The sequence below is a fragment of the Roseateles sp. P1_C6 genome (assembly GCF_056406315.1).
Genome location: NZ_JBFUAK010000013.1, coordinates 42,308 through 60,936, shown reverse-complemented (window position 1 = coordinate 60,936; position 18,629 = coordinate 42,308). Strand labels below are relative to the sequence as shown.

The window sequence follows — 18,629 nt, the reverse complement described above, 5'->3', positions numbered from 1 at the left end:
CATGTCCCAGGTTGTCGACCATCTTGCCGAGCTGACGGGGTTCCGTGACCGCGACGTCATGGACGTCACGCTCGTCATGGCGCTGCGCGACCTGCTCGAACCCGAGTCGGTCGCGATCTACCGCAGCGTCGGCGAGCCCGGCGACGAGCGCTGGCTGACGCGCGCCCACCTGCGCGCCGGCGATGCCGTGGCGTCGGCCGACCCGCTGTGGGCCAAGCCCGAGGCCTTGCCCAAGACGGCCGACCACCCGTTGCGCCTGGACGCGATGCGCAGCCGCAGCGTGACCCAGGTCGCCCAGGGCGGCCAGTGGCTCTACCTGTTCCCGATCGCCACCGATCGCGACGTCGTCGGCGTCATCGAGATCCTGTCCACGCGACGCCTGGGCACGGGTGCGCAGCGCATGGTCAGCAGCGTGCTGCGGATCTATCACAACTTCCAGGGCCTGCTCGACTACTCCGAGCGCGACACGCTGACCGGGCTGCTGAACCGCAAGACTTTTGACGAGAGCTTCCTGAAGGTGCTCTCCGAGATCCCGGTGCGGCCGGACGTCAGCCGCGAGGCCGACGATCGCCGCCACGAGACGGCCACGCCGCACTATGTGCTGGGCGTCATCGACATCGATCACTTCAAGACCGTCAACGACCGCTTCGGTCACCTGATCGGCGACGAAGTGCTGCTGCTGCTGTCGCGGCTGATGCGCGGCTCGTTCCGCTTCCACGACCTGCTGTACCGCTTTGGCGGCGAGGAGTTCGTCGTGCTGATGCGCTGCGACGAGGAGGTCCACGCGGGTGAGGCGTTCGAGCGCCTGCGCCTGAACACCGAGCGCTATGCCTTCCCGCAGGTGGGCCGCATCACCGTCAGCATCGGCTTTACCGAGGTGCGCGCGGGCGATGCACCGGCCGCCGCTTTCGAGCGCGCCGACAAGGCCGTCTATCACGCCAAGGGCCATGGCCGCAACCAGGTCCACAACTACGCGGCGCTGGTCGCCAGCGGCGTGATCCTGGAAGCCACGCAGCTCAGCGACGTCGAGCTGTTCTGACGCCGGCGGCGCTGCCGTCCTCACGCTTTCGTTGCGCGCGGCAAGACCGCGGCTTGCTGTTTAGCTGCCTCGGCCATGGCGTGGCCGCGCTGTTGCTGCGCGACGCACGCAGGCGAACCAGCAGCGGCTCAAGACGACCTTGCCAGTCACGCAGTCGGGGCATCTAAACGACAAGCCAGCGACCCGACGCCTACAACGACACGATCAGTGTCACCTTGACCTGCTTCCGCGCGCCTGAACGAGGAGCGGTGTGGCAGCATCGCCCACCGCCTCGGGACAAGGGCCGCTTCATGACGCTCGCAGACAACGCACGCCGGCTGGTGGCCGGCATGGCGTGCCTATGGGCGTTCGCGCTCCAGGCGGCCGGTCGCGGTCAAGGTCTGCCTGCCGGACATCGACGCCCCGCCGTATTCCTACCGCGACCCGCAGCGTCCCGGCCTGTTCAACCGCTTGCTCATCGACGCCGGCCGCGATGTCGGCCTGGCCGTGACGGTGCTGCGCCAACCCAGCGCGCGCTGCCGGCTTGGCCTCACCAGCGGCGAGATCGATGCGATGCCGCTGCCGGCCATTCCGCTCTACATGGGCGACCTCGATTTCCCGCTCGGGCCTCAGGGTCAGGTCGACAGTGGGCTGCGCATGGCGCGCTTTCAGTTCGTCCTGGTGCGCCGCCGCGGCGACGTTGTGGAGTGGGACGGCTTGCGCTTCCTGCCGGCCAGCCCGGTGGTGGGCGTAAGGCGCGGAGTCTCGACGCTGGTGCAGCGGCTGCAAGGCCTGGGCGTGACGTTGGATGACAAGGCCTCGGCCAACGACCAGTTGCTGGCCAAGCTGCTGGCCAGGCGCGTCGACCTGGCGGCCATGAGCCGCGAGGAGTTCCAGGCGCTGGCGGCTTCCCAGCCGGCGCTGGAAGCCCTGTCCACGCCGCTGATCAGCACCGACCTGCACCTGGCCGTCGCCCGCCAGTTGAACGGCCCGGTGCGCGAACGCCTGCAGGCCTGGCGCGAGCAGATCGCACGATTGCGCGACAGCCCGGCCTACCGCACCGCGCCGCCTACAACGCCCGGCTCTTGACGACGGCATAGCGCGCCAGCGTGCGCTCGCGTGCGGCCGCATGGTCGACGACGGGGCGCGGGTAGTCGCGGCCCTGCATCTCCAGCGGCGCGGCCTTCCAGGGCTCATGGACGGCCGGCGCGGGCAGATCCGCCAGCTCCGGGCAGTAGCGGCGGATGAAGCGGCCCTCGGGGTCGAATTTCTCGCTCTGGCTGGTGGGGTTGAAGATGCGGAAATAGGGTTGAGCGTCGCAGCCGCTGCTGCTGGCCCATTGCCAGCCGCCGTTGTTGGCGGCCAGGTCGAAGTCCAGCAGCTGTTCGGCAAAGTAGGCCTCGCCGCGCCGCCAGTCCAGCCCCAGATCCTTGGTCAGGAAGCTGGCCGTCACCATGCGCAGGCGGTTGTGCATGTAGCCGGTCTGGTTGAGCTGGCGCATGGCGGCGTCCACCAGCGGGTAGCCGGTGCGGCCCTCGCACCAGGCCTGGAAGAGCGAGTCGGCTTGCGGGCCGGTCTCCCAGGCAATCGCGTCGTACTCGGGGCGGAAGGCCGCCGTCATCGCGTGTGGATGGTGGTGCATGACCTGGTGGTAGAAATCGCGCCAGATCAGCTCCGACAACCAGACCTCGGCGCCATGGTCGCCGCCCAGCATGCGCTGGTGGGCGAGGCGCGCCAGGCGCCGGATCGACACGGTGCCGAAGCGCAGGTGCACGCTCAGGTAGCTGGGGCCCTTGACGGCGGGAAAGTTGCGCTTGGCCTCGTACTGGTCGATGCGGTCCAGGAAATCGTCCAGCAGCGCCTCGGCGCCGCGGCTGCCCTGGCCGACATGCGCGATCAGCCCGGCAGGCTCGAAACCGATGTCCCGCAGCGACGGCACACCCTTGGCGAGCGCGGTCCCGGCCAGCCTCGCCGCATGGCGCTCGACCGGGTAGCTGCTCAGGTAGAACCCGTCCACCTTGCGCAGCCAGGCGTTCTTGTAGGGCGTGAACACGCCGTACGGCCCGCCCGCGGCGGTCATGACCTCGCGGCGCTCGAAGATGACATGGTCCTTGAACGTGCGCAGCTCGACGTTGAAGCTGGCCAGCAGGTCGGCCACGAGTGCGTCGCGTCGCAGCGCCTGCGGTTCGTCGTCATGGTTGGTGAACACGGCCTGCACGCCCAGCTCCGCCGCCAGTCGGGGGATCTCGTCCGCCGCGAAGCCGTGCCGCACGATCAGCGCGCCGCCCTGGGCGCGCAAATCCTCGTCCAGCACCTGCAGCGCGCCGAGGATGAATTCCACGCGCCGGTCCGCGCGGGGCAGGGCGTCGAGGATGTCGCGGTCCAGGATGAAGGCGCAGAACACTGCCTTGGACGCCTTCAGCGCGTGGTACAGCGCGGCCTGGTCGTCGGCCCGCAGGTCGCGGCGAAACCAGACCAGCGAGCGGTCGAGGAGGGGAGCCATGCCCGCAGGATAGGTGGATTGCGCGCGCCGTTTGGTGCCCAGGCCCCGTCAGGCCCCACACTCCAGGCGATAAAGAACTGAAGCGCAGAGAGCCCCGAATAAAATGCCGCACATGCCCGCCGACCGGATCGTCCTGACCAACCAGTTCCTCATCGCCATGCCCGGCATGGCCGACGAGGCCTTCGCAGGCACGGTGGTCTACCTCTGCGAGCACAACGACAACGGCGCCCTGGGCCTGGTCATCAACAAACCCATCTCGCTGACGCTGGGTCATCTGTTCGAGAAAGTCGAGCTGAGCCCACCCGCCGACCCGCTGGCCGACACGCCGGTGTTCTACGGCGGCCCGGTGCAGACCGACCGCGGTTTCGTGCTGCACGAGCCCCTGGACGAGGCCGGCGGCCACTACAACGCGACGCTGGCCGTGCCGGGCGGCCTGGAGATGACCACCAGCCGCGACGTGCTGGAGGCGCTGTCCAACGGCGCCGGCCCGCGCAAGATCCTCGTCACGCTGGGCTACAGCGGCTGGGCCGCCGGTCAGTTGGAAGAAGAAATCGGCCGCAACGGCTGGCTGACGGTGGACGCCTCGCCGGCCATCATCTTCGACACGCCGGTGGAGCAGCGCTACGAGAAGGCGCTAGGTCTGCTGGGCATCGACCCGCGCATGCTCAGCTCGGACGCGGGCCACGCGTGATGGCGGCCGTGATGGCGCCCTCGCAGCTTCAGACCTTCCTCGCTTTTGATTTCGGCACCCGCCGCATTGGTGTGGCGTCTGGAACGCGTCTGTTGGGCGCCGCCGAACCGCGCGGAACGCTGAAGAGCGGCGACTTCGACGCCATTGCCGCCCTCATCGAGACCTGGGCGCCCGACGCGCTGGTCATCGGCGTGCCGCGCCACCCGGACGGCGCGCCGCACGAGATGACCGCCAAGGCGCAGAACTTCGGCCGGCGGCTGTCCGGTCGCTACCACCTGCCGGTCTTCGAGGTGGACGAGCGCTACACCAGCGTCGAAGCTGAAGGCCAAGGCGCGCACGATGTCGATGCCGCTGCCGCCGCCCTGATCCTGGAACAGTTTTTTAGAGAACACCCATGAGTGAACTGCTGCTCGATGCCGAGGCCTTGTACCTCGAACTCAAACGCGGTGTGCAGCGCCTGCTGACACCGGAGACCGCCCTGGTGGGCATCTGGAGTGGCGGCGCCTGGCTGGCCGAGCGGCTGGCGGCGGACCTGAACGTCGCGGCCGGCACCATCTCCAGTGCGCTGCACCGCGACGACTTCGGCTCGCGGGGCCTGGCCAAGGCCGACCACACGACGCTGCCCTTCGACGTCAACGGCCGCGACATCCTGCTCATCGACGACGTGCTCTACACCGGCCGCACGACGCGCGCCGTCATCAACGAGCTGTTCGACTTCGGTCGCCCGGCCAGCGTGCAACTCGCGGTGCTGGTGGACCGTGGCGGTCGCCAGTTGCCCATCGAGCCGGCGTTCTCGGCGGCGCGCGTGACGCTGGCCGCAGACCAGCATCTGCGCCTGGCTCGCACCGACGATGGCCGATTCGCATTCGAGGTGAAGTGATGCTCAGCAAACGCAACCCTCAACTCAACAAGCACGGCGAGCTGATCCACCTGCTGTCCATCGAAGGACTGCCGCGCGCGGTCATCGATCAGATCCTGGACACGGCCGGCAGCTTCCTGTCCGTCAACGACCGCGAGGTCAAGAAGGTGCCGCTGCTGCGCGGCAAGTCGGTGTTCAACCTGTTCTTCGAGAACAGCACGCGCACGCGCACCACCTTCGAGATCGCCGCCAAGCGCCTCTCGGCCGACGTCATCAACCTCGACATCGCACGCAGCTCCACCGCCAAGGGCGAGACGCTGCTGGACACGGTGGCCAACCTCAGCGCCATGCACGCCGACATGTTCGTCGTGCGCCACAGCGAGAGCGGCGCGCCGCACCTCATCGCCCAGCACTGCGCGCCGCATGTGCACGTGGTGAACGCCGGCGACGGCCGCCACGCGCACCCGACGCAGGGGCTGCTGGACATGTACACGATCCGGCACTTCAAGGGCGACTTCCGCAACCTGACGGTGGCCATCGTCGGCGACATCGTGCACTCGCGCGTGGCCCGCTCCGACATCCACGCGCTGAACATCCTGGGCGTGCCGGAGATCCGCGCCGTCGGACCTAAGACGCTGGTGCCTGGCGACCTGCGCGACATGGGCGTGCGCGTCTGCCACGACATGGCCGAGGGCGTGAAGGGCGCCGACGTGGTCATCATGCTGCGCCTGCAGAACGAGCGCATGAACGGCGGCATGCTGCCCAGCAGCGGCGAGTTCTTCAAGCACTTCGGCCTGACGCCGGACAAGCTGGCGCTGGCCAAGCCCGACGCCATCGTCATGCACCCGGGGCCCATCAACCGCGGCGTGGAAATCGCGTCCGAAGTGGCCGACGGCAAGAGCAGCGTGATCCTGCCCCAAGTGACATTCGGCATCGCTGTCCGAATGGCTGTCATGGCCATCCTCGCCGGGAACGAAGCATGAAGATCCTGATCAAAGGCGGCCGGCTGATCGACCCGGCATCCAACCTCGACCGCGTCTGCGACCTCGCCATCGCCAACGGCCGCATCGTGCACCTGGGTGACGTGGCCGACTTCGGCGCCGACCGCACCGTGGACGCCACCAGCCTCATCGTCGCGCCCGGCCTCGTGGACCTGTGCGCCCGCCTGCGCGAGCCCGGCCACGAGCATGAAGGCCTGCTGGAAAGCGAACTCGCGGCGGCCGCGGCCGGCGGCGTGACCAGCCTGGTCTGCCCGCCCGACACCGACCCGGTGCTGGACGAGCCCGGCCTAGTCGAGATGCTGAAGTTCCGCGCCCGCAAGCTGAGCCGCTGCCGGCTGTTCCCGCTGGGCGCGCTGACGCGCCAGCTCCAAGGCGCTGCGCTGACCGAGATGGCCGAGCTGACCGAGGCGGGCTGCATCGGCTTCTCGCAGGCCGAGGTGCCCATCAAGGACACGCTGGTGCTGAGCCGCGCGCTGCAGTACGCGGCCACCTATGGCTACACGGTGTGGTTGCGCCCGCTGGACGCCTACCTGGGCGGCGGCGTGGCCGCCAGCGGCGCGGTCGCGACGCGGCTGGGCCTGTCCGGCGTGCCGGTCAGCGCCGAGACGGTGGCCTTGCACACCATCTTCGAGCTGGTGCGCGCCACCGGCGCCCGCGTGCACCTGTGCCGCATCTCCAGCGCCGCGGGTGTGGCGCTGGTGCGCGCGGCCAAGCAGGAGGGCCTGCCGGTCACGGCCGATGTGTCCATCAACTCGCTGCACCTCAGCGACGTGGACATCGGCTACTTCGACTCCGCCATGCGCCTGACGCCGCCGCTGCGCCAGGGCCGCGACCGCGATGCGCTGCGCGCCGGCCTGGCCGACGGCACGCTGGACGCGCTGGTGTCCGACCACATGCCCGTCACCACCGACGAGAAGGCCGTGCCGTTCGCCGAGGCCACGCCGGGGGCGACAGGGCTGGAGCTGCTGCTCAGCTTGAGCCTGCGCTGGGCGCAGGACTCTGGCCTGCCGCTGCAGCGCGCGCTGGCCGTTGTCACCGCCGAGCCGGTGCGCGTGCTGGGCAGCGCGCTCGGTTCGCTGGCCGCCAGCGCCGGCCGCCTGGTCGAAGGTGGCGTCGCCGATGTCTGCGTGTTCGACGCCGGCGCCAGCTGGGCCGTCACGCCTGAGAAGCTCGCCAGCCAGGGCAAGCACACGCCGTTCGCGTTCGCGTCCAGCGGCTTCGAGCTGCCGGCGCGCGTGCGGACCACGCTGGTCGCGGGCCACATCGCCTACGAAGCCCCGGCCGCATGAGAGCCCTCTGGCGTCTGGCGCGCCTGACGCCCCACGTGCTGCACGGCCTGTGGATCGTGCGCACGCGCTTCGAGCGCATGACGGCCGAGCAGCGCCATGAACGCATCCAGTGGTGGTCGGCCAAGACGCTGCGCATCCTCGGCATCACGCTGACGGTGTCGGGCCAGGCCCGGTCCGGCGGCCATCTGCTGGTCGCCAACCATGTCTCCTGGCTGGACATCGCCGCCGTGCACGCCGTGTTGCCGCAGGCCCGCTTCGTGTCCAAGGCCGACGTGAAACACTGGCCGGTGGTCGGCGCGCTCGTCGTGGGCGCGGGCACGCTGTTCATCGAGCGCACCAGCAAGCGTGACGCGCTGCGTGTCGTGCACCAGACGGCCGAGGCGCTGACGAACGGCGACTGCGTGGCCGTCTTCCCGGAAGGCACGACCGGCGCCGGCCCCGAGCTGCTGCCCTTCCACGCCAACCTGCTGCAGGCCGCCATTGCCACCGAGGCGCCGGTGCTGCCCGTCGTCTTGCGCTGGCACGAGCCGGGTCAGCGCTTCAGCGCGGCGGCGCAATTCATAGGCAGCACGACCTTGGTGCAGAGCCTGTGGCGCATCGCGTCGGCACGAGGGCTGGGGCTGGATCTGCAGCTGCTGCCGGGCGTGGCCACGCACGGCCAGGACCGGCGCGCGCTCGGCGAGACGCTGCGCGGCGTCATCGGCACGCGGCTGGGCTGACGATTCACGCCCGGGCCTCCTGCAGTTTGGGGATGCGCCGCGCCTGAGCCTGCCGTTCACTGCGGGTCGACACGACCTCGGTGACGCGGATGCTCGCCAACTACCTCAATTTCGACCTGCGCCTGTTCGACCACGAACACCTGCCCGATGGCAGCGAACGGCTGCGCGTGCAGGTGGCGAACTCGCCCGTGGGCGAGCTGGGCGAAGCCGAGCCGGTGACGCTGCCGCCGGGCCTGCGCGCGCGGCTCGGGTCGCTGGAACGCCGCGAGCTGGACTGGCCGGCCATGGTGGCCTTTGGCCGCGACATTGGCGCGGCGCTGCTGCCGCCGGCGGCGCGCGGCTGCTTCCAGATGTCCATGGCCCGGCTGGCGCCCAGCCAGGGCCTGCGGCTGCGGCTGCGTTGCGAGTCTGTCGAGCTGGACGCCCTGCCATGGGAGATGGCCCACGTGCCCTTCGGCGCCGGTGCCGGCGCGGGCGCTTCCGACCGGCGCGACTTCCTGGTGCTGAACACGCGGCTGTCCGTCGTGCGCCGCGAGGTCTGCATGCAGTTGCTGAACCCGGCGCAGCGCGAGGGCCCGTCCCGCCGCCTGGTGGCGCTGATGTGCGAGCCGGCCGACCGGCGCGACCCGGCGCGGCCACTGGAGGTGGAGCGCGAGCTGGGCCAGCTGCGCGAGGCGCTGCATGAGGTCGAAGGCATCGAGCTGGCCCATTGCGGGCCCGGCACGCGCCAGGCGCTGGCCGACCTGCTGACGGCCGGCGCGGACGTCTTCCACTTCGCCGGCCATGGCGAGTTCCGCATCGACGCGCAGGGCGGCGGCCAGGCCTGCCTGCTGCTGCAGCATGCCGACGGCACGACCGACCGCTGGCCCACCGCCGAGATGGCGCTGCGCCTGGCCAACAAGGGCATACAGCTGGCCGTGCTGGGCGCCTGCCGCTCGGCCCAGCGCGACGGCCGCAGCGCCTGGGCCGGCATTGCGCCGTCGCTGGCGCGCGCCGGCATCCCGGCCGTCATCGGCATGCAGTACACGGTGTATGACGCCAGCGCGCTGGCCTTCTCGCGCCGGCTCTACTACAACTGGTCGCGCGGCGCCTCGCTGGACCAGGCCGTCGCCGAGGCCCGCATCGAGATCTGCGACGTGCAGGGCGACACCGGCCGCGACTTCGCCACGCCGGTGCTCTACCTGCGCGAGGACGGCCTGAAGGTGCGTGCCGAGGCGGTGCCGCCGCCGCTGGTGGCCGAGCGCGCGGTTGCTGCCGCGGCCACGCCGGACGGCCTGTCGCCGGTCGTCGCGCTGCTGGCCGAGCTGTACGACTACAAGCGCGTGCACGACGCGCTGCACTCGGTGCGCACGCGCGAGTTCAACCTCATCCTGCTGCGCCGCGCCGAGTTCCCCGGCGGCAGCACGGTGCGCGAGTTCACCAGCCTGGTCCGGGAGCTGCGCAAGCGGCTGCAAGACCTCAAGCGCGTTGCCGACGACCGCCGCTGCGACGAGGCGCTGATGGCCGCCATCGTCGAGGAGTTCGACGCCACGCTGGCGACGCTGGACGAGGCCGTCAATCAGCGCAGTGCCGACACGCTGGAGGACGCCATCGCGGCCTTCGAGAGCCTGCTGTCGACGCAGCCGGTGCGGGTGGACACGTGGATGAGTTCGCTGGCGCAGCGGCTGGAGATCGAGCGCATGGTGCAGTACCTGCGCGAGCTGCCGCTGAGCCGCCAGCTGACCGCCGCGGCCATCGACGAGCTGCACCAGCTGGGCGACCAGCTGCGCCGGCACGCGATGCTGCACAGCCAGTGCCAGGCGCTGGACAACTGCCTGGCGGTGGTGCGCAAGACGCCCGAGGCCGACCGCTTCCGCGAGCTGCGCCGCCAGCAGCGGCCGCTGACGGTGCAGCTGGGCAAGCTGCTGCCGCTGTGGAGCATTGCCGACGTGGACAAGCTGCGCGAGTCGGGTGAGCGCCTGGCGCAGTCGGTCGCGGCGCAGGACGAGGCCGGCGCGCGCGACGCTTTCGACGCGCTGTGCGACGACTTCGACTACGGCTTCTACACGGTGGATGCCGACTTCAAGCAGCTGTGCAACCGCATGATCGTGCAGGCCGAGGCGCAGCTGCCGGGCCGCCACGGGTGAGGCCATGAGCGACGAACGCCCCTACCAGACGCTGGCGGAGTTCCAGCAGGCCCACGAGGTGCTGCTGGAATGCTTCGACGCCGGGGAGGTGGCGCCGGCCAGCGCGGCGGACGACGAGGCGAAGGAACGCGGTTGCCTGATCGCCATGATGGAGCCGCTGCGCGAGTTCATGCGCCGCGCTACCGCAGGCGGCGCCTACCTGTACGAAAGCCGCGAGCGCCGCGCGGCGCAGGGCCTGCTCGACTACTGGGCCAGCCTTTGCTACAGCGCCAACCTGGACATGCCGCGCCCGCAGCTGGCCTCACACGACGCGGCGCTGATGCCGCAGCTGGACGAGACCGACTGCCCCTACGTCGGCCTGGAGGCCTTTGGCGAACGCAACGCGGCCAATTTCTTCGGCCGGGGCGAGCGCGTGCAGGCGCTGGTCCAGCGCCTGCAGACCGAGCGCCTGCTCGTCGTCACCGGCGCTTCGGGCAGCGGCAAGAGCTCGCTGGTGCTGGCCGGCCTGCTGCCCGCCTTGCGCAGCGGCGCGCTGGACGGCAGCGCCGGCTGGCGCTACCCGGCCGCGCTGGTGCCGGGTGCCATGCCGCTGCACAGCCTGGTCACCGCGCTGCTGCCCGAGGGCGGCAGCGACGCCGAGGTGCAGGCCTGGCTGACCCGCCTGCGTGAGCAGCCGGCCGCGCTGCGCGAGCTGGTGGGCGACACGCCGACGGTGCTGGTCGTGGACCAGTTCGAGGAGGTCATGACGCTGCGCAGCGCCGACCACGCGGCCGACTTCAATGCCTTCGTCGCCGCGCTGCAGTCCCTGGTCGATGGCGATGCACCGCCGCATCGCCTGGTGCTGACGATGCGCAACGACGTCGACACCCAGCTGGCGCGCGAATACCCCGACCTCAACCGCCGCTACGGCGCCGCGGCCTTCCCGCTGGTCTCCATGGACTCCGGCCAGCTGCGCGAGGCCATCGAGGGGCCGGCCCAGCGCGTGGGCCTGAAGTTCCAGGACGGCGTCGTGGACGAGCTGATCCGCAGCGTCGTCGGCGAGGACGCCGGCCTGCCGCTGCTGCAGTTCAGCCTGATGGCGCTGTGGGACCGCCGCCGTGGCAACCTGATTCCGCTGGACGCGCTGCATGCGGTGGGCAGCCCGCGCCGCGCGATGACGGTGGCCGCCGAGGCGCTGTATGCCGAGCTGAGCCCGGAGCAGCAGCAGACCACGGCCAACCTGTTCCTGGCGCTGTCGCGCCAGGGCGAGGGCGTCACCGTGTTCCGCAACCGCGTCAGCCGGCGTCGGCTGCACGAGGTGGGCGAGGCCAACGTGATCGACCGCGTCGTGCAGCGCTTCGAGCAGGCGCGGCTGCTGCGCGTCACGCGGCGCGAGCAGGCGGGCGACGACCTGGTGGAAGTGGCGCACGAGGCGCTGCTGCGCAACTGGGACCTGCTGCAAGCGCTGTTCAGCGAGCGTCGCGACGAACGCGAGCGACGCGCCTTCCTGCGCAAGCAGGCGCTGAAATGGCGCGAGGCGGGGTTCGACGCGGCCTTCCTGCTCGGCGGGCTGGCGCTGCGCCAGGCGGTCGACGAGATCTCCCAGGCCGGCATGAGCGAGGTGGAGCGCAACTACCTGGCCAAGAGCGTCGAGAACGAGCAGGCGCTGGAGCACCAGCGGGTTGAGGAGGCCGAGCGCCGCGTGAACCTGGCCGAGCAGGAGGCGCGCGCGGCGCAGCAGGTCAGCCGGTCGCGGCTGGCGCTGCTGGGGGCGGTCACCGCGGCGGCGCTGCTGCTGGTGGCGGCCGCCGGGCTGGCGTTGCTCGGGTCGGAGCGCGCCAAGCGCAAGGCCCAGGACGAGGCCCAGAAGCTGATCGCCGGCGCGGAGACCACGCAACGCGCGCTGATCAGCGAGGCCAACGAGCGCGTCCGCAAGGCGCAGTTCGACGCCGACCGCATCACCACCGAGGCCCAGGCCGATGCCGCCGCGGCAGCGGCGGCAGCGTCGGCCGCCCAGGCCGAACAGGCGCGCGCGACCACCCAGCTGCAGCGCTCGGAGTCGGTGCGGCTGATGGCCGAAGCCGAGGGCAGCGTCGACAACGATGCCGAGCTGGCGGTGTTCTACGCCAGCGAGGCCGTGCGGCGTGACCCCAAGCTGGTGCCGCGCGTGGCGCCGCTGGTCATCGAGGCCTTGCGCTATCGCCGCGCCGAACAGCGGCTGCGGCCGGAGCAGCCCGGCGCCGACAGCGTGCTGGCGCTGAACCCGCGCGGCGACCGGTTGCTGGTGGCGACCGAGCACCAGCTGTCCGAATGGGACCTCGACGCCGGCGGCCAGCCGCAGCGCAACCGCTCGTGGCCGCTGGCGGCCGGCAGCGTCCAACAGGTCCTCTACGTGGGCGATGGCGGTGACGTCGCGATCGCCGGCGGCGATGCCGTCTGGCTGTGGCGGCGCGAGGCCGCGCTGCGCGCGCTGGAACCCAAGTTTGCCGCGGCGCGCCTGACCGTCAGCGACGACGGGCGCTGGCTGGCCGCCGTGTCGCGCGATGGTCGCTCGCTGCAGGTCTGGAGCCTGGCGGACCGCAAGCCGCGGCTGGCCTACCAGCAGGACGGGCAGCCGCGCATGTCGGCCGCCATGTTCGACGCGACCCAGGCGCTGGTCGTCGCGCTGGTGCCCACGGCCGAGAAGCCGCAGCTGCAGGCGCTGCGTTTTGCGCCGGCCGCCGACGGCTTCGACCCGGTGCCCAAGACGCTGCTGGGCGGGACCTGCAACGGCTCGGAGGTGGTCTACGCCGCCGGCGGCATGCGCATGAGCGTGCTGACGTTGTCCAACCTGTGCGTGCAGGACGCGGCCACGCTGGCGGGGGGCGGTGACGTGGAAGCGCTGCGCCAGACGGCGGCCGTCGACGACGTGGTGGTGAGCCCGCGCGGGCGCTACGTCGTCAAGCTGCAGCGGGCCACCAACGAGGCCATCGTCGAGGAGCTGAACAGCGGCCGCACGCTGCGCCTGCAGGCGGCCTTCGACCTGTCGGAGAAGCCCAACTACGAGAACGTCATCTCCATCAGCGACACCGGCGAGCGGCTGGCCATCAAGGGGCAGGACGGCTCGGTGCGCGTCTACGGCCTGGGCGCGACGACGCGCGAACTGGCCGGCCGCAACGGCGTGCTGTGGGTCAGCGACGACGACCGCTGGTTCATCACCCGCGGCGCGGTGGCCTCGTCCAAGGGCTATGAGCTGCGCGAGACGACCAGTGGGCGGGTCGTGCGGCAGTTTGCGTCGCCGGTGTCGCAGGAGCTGCGCGCCTTCTCCATCAGCCGCGATGGGCGCTGGCTGCAGGCGCAGTCACGCTGCGACCGGCGCGGTGGTGCCGCGGTGCGAGCCCGGCCGGAGCCGGACGCCGATGCGGACACGCTGGGCACGCAGGTGCTGGTGTACGACCTGCGCCAAGGCCAGGCGGCACCGGCGGCTTCGCCCTGCGTGGGCCGCATGACCAGCGTCGATGGCTTGTACCTGCTCCATGAAGACGGTGGCCAGGCGGTCTACGCGGCCGCCGCGCAGCGCGTGGTGCTGCGGCTGGCAGACCCACCCGAGAAGGCCGAGCCGGTGCGGCCCGGCATGCGGGCGCCGGGCATCGGCATCGTGCTGGGCGAGGGCGGGCGCTTCATGGCGCGCCGGGTGGCCGACGGCCAGGCCACCGTGGAGGTCTATCGCGTGGTGGGCGATGCGGCCCAGCTTGAACGCAGCTGGCAGTTCCCGGCGCCGCGCGGTTGGGCGGTCAGCTTGCTGGGCCGTGGCCGCGCGCTGCTGGTCACGCCGGCGACGGGGGCGGCCGGCGAACTCTGGGATCTGCGCGCCGCCGACGCGCCCCGCGTGTCGGTGCCGGCCGGCACCGTGGCGGTGGGGGCGGCCGGCAGCGTGCTGGCCGTGCGAGCCTCGGCGCGCACGGCCTGGGAGCTGCGCGACGTCACGACCGGCAGCCCGCGCGGCAGCCTGCCGGGCTGGATGCGCATCGATGCCAGCAACAGCTACGCCTATGGCTTCAACGAAGGGCGCTGGCAGGTGCGCCGGCTGGATGCGCCGGACCGCGTGCTGCTGGAAGGCGAGGGCCAGCCGGACCGCTGGGAATTCGACCGGCAGGGGCAGTCGTTGGCGCTGAGCTTCTCCGACAGCGACCGGCTGCGCGTCTACCGGCTGGCCGACGGCGCGCTGCGGCTGGAAAGCCGCTTCTACGACCTGCGCACGGCCAAGCTGACCGGCGGTGGCGGCTATCTGCTGACCGACGACGGCCGGCTGGTACCGGCCGATGGCGCGGCGCTGCTGGAATCGGCCCGCCTGGCGGTTGCCGCACGCTTTGGCAATGCGGAGCGCTGCCAGCTGCTGATGGACGAGGCGGCCTGCCGCCAGGCCAAGGCGCGCGGGCGCGCCCTCAGCCCCGCTTCCACTTCGCCGTGATCTTCACGGAGCCGTTGGCCTCGCCCTTGGTCAGGCAGGGGATGCCGGCCTCGCCCTTGAAGCCCAGGTTCAGCTCGATGCTCCATTCCTCGGGCTGAGCCTGCTCCAGCGCCTCGCGCACGGGCTTGGTGATGCTGCCCAGCAGCCCGCGCAGGTCGCCGCCGATGTCGCGCACGCGGTCCGCCACGGCGCCGCGCTCGACCAGGCCGGGGCGGCCGCCCGGCGCGCCCGGCGCTGCCGGCAGCACCTCGTCGTCGACCTCCACCCACAGCGTCACGCCATCGATGATTACGGCACGAGAGGACATGGCTTTCTCCCTGACTGAACGGTGCGCGCAGTGTGCGACGCCGGCGGGCGAGCGTCCAGCGGGTCAGGGGTTCAGCCAGGCCAGCCCGGCCGAGGTGTCGCCGTGTGGCCGATATTCGAGGCCGATGGCACCTGGCCAGCGGCGTTCGTTCAGCAGATCGAACTCGGCTGCGTACTCGTCGGCCACCGGCTCATGTCTGCCGTCGACACCGGCGACCTGCACATGGCCCAGCCGGCCCAGGTCCAGCGCCCGCGTCAGGTGGCTCAGCGATTCGCCTTCAGCGACGCGGCAGTGGTACAGGTCCAGCTGCAGTTGCACGCGCGGGCTGTCCAGCGCGGCCAGCAGGGCCAGCGCCTGCGCCTGGCGGTGCAGGAAGTAGCCCGGCATGTCGCGGCGGTTGATGGGCTCCACGACCAGCGGCAGCGTCGTCTGCTCGGCCGCCCAGCGCAGATTGGCCAGCCAGGTGTCGCGGGCGGCGGGCGAGTCCTCGGCCAGCCCCGACAACAGGTGCAGCCGCGCCGCGCCCAGGCGCGCGGCCAGGTCCAGCCCGCGCAGCGTGGTGTCGCGGAACTCGGCCTCGCGGCCCGGCAGCGCCGCGAAGCCGCGTTCGCCAGCGGCCCAGTCGCCCGCCGGCGCGTTGATCAGCACGACGCGCAGGCCCGTCAGCGTCGCCTGCAACGCGGCGTGGTCGTGCAGGTGCGGCTGCTGCAGTTCGACGGCCGTGAAGCCATCGGCCCGCGCGGCGGCGATGCGGTCCAGGTAGGTGCGCTCCGGGTACAGCCAGTCGAGGTTGGCCGCGAAGCGAGGCGCGATCACCTGGCCTCCGCCACCAGTGCCGGGTTCAGCCGCGGATCGTTGTACATCTTGAACTGGCGATAGACCTTGAAGTAGGCCCGGCCGGCCTGGGCGTCGGCCAGCAGCTCGTCGTAGCAGCTGCCGAGGTCGGTACGCTGTTGCAGCAGGCGCTGCAGCCGCTCGCCGCAGGCCTGGCGGTGCGCGTCGTCGACATCCGTGCGCAAGGTCTGCTCGCGCATCGCGGCGACCTTCAGGCCCAGGATGGAGATGCGGTCCAGCATGGAGCCGGCTGTCTCGCTGTTCAGCCGCGCGCCCGGCGCTACCGTCGAGCGGGGCAGGGCGCTGGCGAGCGTGGCCGGGTCGACCAGGCCCAGCGCGCTCAGCAGGAACTCGTCGATGCGTTCGATGGCGTCGTTGCGGGCCTGGTTGTGGCGGTCGATGGCGCGCTTGTTGGCGACGATCTCGGCGTCCGGCGCCTGCGTGCGGCGGGCCAGGTCTTCCTGCGCCCACAGGCTGCGGTTGTGGAAGTGGTTGACGGCGACCCAGCCGCGCACGTCGTCGGCCTCGACCGGCACGGGCGGGGTAGACAGGGCCGCGTCGTGCGCGGCGATCACTTCGGCCGAGGAGGGCAGGGTCGTCATGGGCAGGCGGACGGTTGGGCTCGGGTCAGAATCCGCGCCACTGTGATTGAGCCGCAAATGATAGAAGCCCGCCCGCCCTCGAAACCGCTGATCGTGCGCCTGCGCAACTTCGTCGGCGACACGGTGCTGAGCCTGCCGGCGCTGCGGCTGCTGGAGCGCCACGGCTACCGGCTGGAGCTGGTGGGCAAGGGCTGGGCGCGCGGGCTGCTGGAGGCCGAGGGCTGGCCGGTGCATGTGCGGCCCGCAGGCCTGCGTGAGCGCATCGCGCAATTGCGTGAGCTGCGGCGCCGCTTTCTTGCCGAGGACCCGGGATTCGACCAGCGCTCGAACGCGCTGCTCTTTCCCTATGCCTTCTCGGCCGCGCTGGATGCGCGCCTGGGCGGGCTGAAGGCCGAAGGCCATGCCGGCGACGGGCGCAGCTGGCTGATGCGGCGCGGCCTGCCGCGACGCGAAGGCCGGCACACGCTGGTCGAGTACTGGGAGCTGGCCTGCGACTTCCTGGGCGTGCAGGAGGCGCCGCCGACCGACATCGGCATGCAGGTCAGCGAGGCGCAGCGCGAGCAGGCGCGGGTGCTGCTGGCGGCGCAAGGCGTCGTGCCCGGGCGCTTCGTGCTGATCTGCCCGTTCGCGAACGGTCGCGTGGAGTTCCTGGACCGCAGCTGGCCGGCCTTCCCGGACTTCGTGCGCCGCCTGCACGCAGCCGGCCGCCAGGTCGTCATCGTGCCGGGCCCGGCCGAGGTGGACGGCGCGAAGCAGCTCTATCCCGATGCGATCCCGCTCAACGGCGTGGGCTTGGGCGTCTACAACGCGCTGCTGCAGCTGGCCGGCATCGTGGTGGCCAACGACACCGGGCCGGCCCACATGGCCGCTGGCGTCGGCGCACGGCTGCTGAGCATCTGGGGCCCCGTGGACCCCGCGCGCTGGGCGCCCTGGGGGGCGACCGTGACGCTGATGCGACGCCCGCCCGGCTGGGCCAGCGTCGACGAGGTCCAGTCAGCCGTGGATCAGGCCTTGCCCTGATTGGCGACGGCAGCGGCCGCCTTGGCCGCGGCTTCGGCGTCGCCGAGGTAGTAGCTCTTGATGGGCTTCAGGTCAGCATCCAGCTCGTAGACCAGCGGAATGCCGTTGGGGATGTTGACGCCCACGATGGCGTCGTCGGCGATGCCGTCCAGGTACTTGACCAGCGCGCGGATGCTGTTGCCGTGCGCGGCGATCAGCACGCGCTCGCCACCCTTGATGGCGGGGGCGACGGTCTCGTTCCAGAACGGCAGCACGCGGGCGACCGTGTCCTTCAGGCATTCGGTCAGCGGGATGTCCTCGGCGTCCAGGCCGCGGTAGCGGCGGTCACCGCGCTCGCTGCGCGCGTCGGTCGCGTCCAGCGCCGGCGGCGGCGTGTCGTAGCTGCGGCGCCAGACCAGCACCTGCTCGTCGCCGTACTGCTTGGCCGTCTCGGCCTTGTTCAGGCCTTGCAGCGCGCCGTAGTGGCGCTCGTTCAGGCGCCAGGCGTGGCGCACCGGCAGCCAGGTGCGGTCCATCTGGTCCAGGCAGTGCCACAGCGTCCAGACGGCGCGCTTGAGCACGGACGTGTAGGCGATGTCGAAGTCGTAGCCGGCTTCCTTCAGCAGGCGTCCGGCGGTCTTGGCCTGTTCCACGCCGGTGGGCGTGAGGTCCACGTCGGTCCAGCCGGTGAAGCGGTTTTCCAGGTTCCAGGTCGATTCGCCGTGGCGGATGAGGACGAGCTTGTACATGGGCTACAGACGCAGAAGAAGGTGGGAAGCAGGGGATTATCCGCGGCCGGCGATAATCGGCGGCTTCGTTGAATCACACGGGATGCTTGTTTGAACTTCCTGATCGAGAACTGGTTTCTGGTCGTCGCCGCCTTGCTCTCCGGCGGCCTGTTGCTGTGGCCCATGCTGGTCTCCGGCGCGCAAGGCGCGGGCGTCAGCCCTGCGGAGGCGGTGCAGTTGGTCAACCGCGAGAAGGGTGTGCTGATCGATGTCAGTGAGCCCGAGGAGTTCGCCAAGGGCCATGTCGTCGGCGCGCGCAACATCCCTTTCGGCCAGATCGAGAGCCACAAGTCGCTGCCCTCCAACAAGGCCCTGCCGCTGGTGGTGGTGTGCCCGACGGGCGCACGCGCCGGCCGCGCCGCGGGCGTGCTGCGCAAGCTGGGCTACGAGAAAGCCCAGCCGCTGGTGGGCGGCCTGAAGGCCTGGCGCGACGCCAACCTGCCGGTGGAAAAGGCCGCGTAAGG

General features: G+C 71.2%; 17 protein-coding genes. 12 read left to right on the top strand and 5 right to left on the bottom strand.

Features of this window, described 5'->3' with window-relative positions; all coding sequences use genetic code 11:
* The first annotated feature begins 1 nt into the window (after position 1).
* The gene (locus AC1D29_RS26025) at positions 2-1,039 is read left to right on the top strand and encodes a GGDEF domain-containing protein (protein ID WP_477903002.1); all 1,038 of its coding nucleotides are present in this window, start codon (positions 2-4) and stop codon (positions 1,037-1,039) included.
* A gap of 450 nt (positions 1,040-1,489) precedes the next feature.
* Positions 1,490-2,107, top strand: a complete 618-nt coding sequence (locus AC1D29_RS26020; protein ID WP_477902999.1) for a hypothetical protein — start codon at positions 1,490-1,492, stop codon at positions 2,105-2,107.
* Here AC1D29_RS26020 and AC1D29_RS26015 read toward each other — a convergent pair.
* The gene (locus AC1D29_RS26015) at positions 2,088-3,521 is read right to left on the bottom strand and encodes a cryptochrome/photolyase family protein (RefSeq protein ID WP_477902997.1); all 1,434 of its coding nucleotides are present in this window, start codon (positions 3,519-3,521) and stop codon (positions 2,088-2,090) included. The two genes, AC1D29_RS26020 and AC1D29_RS26015, sit on opposite strands and share 20 nt — an antisense overlap.
* 112 nt (positions 3,522-3,633) lie before the next feature.
* Here AC1D29_RS26015 and AC1D29_RS26010 point away from each other — a divergent pair, with 112 nt between their 5' ends.
* The 8 genes from AC1D29_RS26010 to AC1D29_RS25975 all read left to right on the top strand — a co-directional run bounded on the left by AC1D29_RS26010 (position 3,634) and on the right by AC1D29_RS25975 (position 14,635).
* Positions 3,634-4,212, top strand: a complete 579-nt coding sequence (locus tag AC1D29_RS26010) for a YqgE/AlgH family protein (RefSeq protein WP_477902995.1) — start codon at positions 3,634-3,636, stop codon at positions 4,210-4,212.
* Positions 4,212-4,610: a Holliday junction resolvase RuvX gene (gene ruvX, locus AC1D29_RS26005; protein WP_477903273.1), complete on the top strand. Its 399-nt coding sequence runs from the start codon at positions 4,212-4,214 to the stop codon at positions 4,608-4,610. Before AC1D29_RS26010 ends, ruvX begins: the two co-directional genes overlap by 1 nt.
* Complete coding sequence (gene pyrR, locus AC1D29_RS26000; protein WP_477902993.1) at positions 4,607-5,092, top strand: bifunctional pyr operon transcriptional regulator/uracil phosphoribosyltransferase PyrR; 486 nt, start codon at positions 4,607-4,609, stop codon at positions 5,090-5,092. Before ruvX ends, pyrR begins: the two co-directional genes overlap by 4 nt.
* Positions 5,092-6,054: an aspartate carbamoyltransferase catalytic subunit gene (locus tag AC1D29_RS25995; RefSeq protein WP_477902991.1), complete on the top strand. Its 963-nt coding sequence runs from the start codon at positions 5,092-5,094 to the stop codon at positions 6,052-6,054. Before pyrR ends, AC1D29_RS25995 begins: the two co-directional genes overlap by 1 nt.
* Positions 6,051-7,361: a dihydroorotase gene (locus AC1D29_RS25990; protein WP_477902989.1), complete on the top strand. Its 1,311-nt coding sequence runs from the start codon at positions 6,051-6,053 to the stop codon at positions 7,359-7,361. The genes AC1D29_RS25995 and AC1D29_RS25990 overlap by 4 nt, the downstream gene beginning before the upstream one ends.
* The gene (locus tag AC1D29_RS25985) at positions 7,358-8,080 is read left to right on the top strand and encodes a lysophospholipid acyltransferase family protein (RefSeq protein ID WP_477902987.1); all 723 of its coding nucleotides are present in this window, start codon (positions 7,358-7,360) and stop codon (positions 8,078-8,080) included. The genes AC1D29_RS25990 and AC1D29_RS25985 overlap by 4 nt, the downstream gene beginning before the upstream one ends.
* An 89-nt stretch (positions 8,081-8,169) precedes the next feature.
* Entirely contained in the window at positions 8,170-10,206 is a 2,037-nt protein-coding gene (locus tag AC1D29_RS25980; RefSeq protein ID WP_477902985.1) for a CHAT domain-containing protein, read from the top strand.
* Between the two features lie 4 nt (positions 10,207-10,210).
* Complete coding sequence (locus tag AC1D29_RS25975; RefSeq protein ID WP_477902983.1) at positions 10,211-14,635, top strand: nSTAND1 domain-containing NTPase; 4,425 nt, start codon at positions 10,211-10,213, stop codon at positions 14,633-14,635.
* On the opposite strand, the gene AC1D29_RS25970 is transcribed toward AC1D29_RS25975, so the two are convergent.
* From AC1D29_RS25970 to AC1D29_RS25960, 3 genes are all read right to left on the bottom strand, one after another.
* Positions 14,610-14,942: a CU044_2847 family protein gene (locus AC1D29_RS25970; protein ID WP_477902981.1), complete on the bottom strand. Its 333-nt coding sequence runs from the start codon at positions 14,940-14,942 to the stop codon at positions 14,610-14,612. The two genes, AC1D29_RS25975 and AC1D29_RS25970, sit on opposite strands and share 26 nt — an antisense overlap.
* Before the next feature lie 63 nt (positions 14,943-15,005).
* The gene (locus tag AC1D29_RS25965; protein WP_477902979.1) at positions 15,006-15,758 is read right to left on the bottom strand and encodes a hydroxypyruvate isomerase family protein; all 753 of its coding nucleotides are present in this window, start codon (positions 15,756-15,758) and stop codon (positions 15,006-15,008) included.
* Positions 15,755-16,378: a DUF4254 domain-containing protein gene (locus tag AC1D29_RS25960; protein ID WP_477902976.1), complete on the bottom strand. Its 624-nt coding sequence runs from the start codon at positions 16,376-16,378 to the stop codon at positions 15,755-15,757. The genes AC1D29_RS25965 and AC1D29_RS25960 overlap by 4 nt, the downstream gene beginning before the upstream one ends.
* Before the next feature lie 57 nt (positions 16,379-16,435).
* On the opposite strand from AC1D29_RS25960, the gene AC1D29_RS25955 reads away from it, so the two are divergent.
* The gene (locus tag AC1D29_RS25955) at positions 16,436-17,398 is read left to right on the top strand and encodes a glycosyltransferase family 9 protein (protein WP_477902974.1); all 963 of its coding nucleotides are present in this window, start codon (positions 16,436-16,438) and stop codon (positions 17,396-17,398) included.
* Here the strand turns inward: AC1D29_RS25955 and gpmA are convergent.
* Entirely contained in the window at positions 17,383-18,126 is a 744-nt protein-coding gene (gene gpmA / locus AC1D29_RS25950; protein WP_477902972.1) for a 2,3-diphosphoglycerate-dependent phosphoglycerate mutase, read from the bottom strand. The genes AC1D29_RS25955 and gpmA overlap by 16 nt on opposite strands.
* A gap of 90 nt (positions 18,127-18,216) precedes the next feature.
* Here gpmA and AC1D29_RS25945 point away from each other — a divergent pair, with 90 nt between their 5' ends.
* Complete coding sequence (locus AC1D29_RS25945) at positions 18,217-18,627, top strand: rhodanese-like domain-containing protein (RefSeq protein ID WP_477902970.1); 411 nt, start codon at positions 18,217-18,219, stop codon at positions 18,625-18,627.
* The last annotated feature ends 2 nt before the right edge of the window (positions 18,628-18,629 follow it).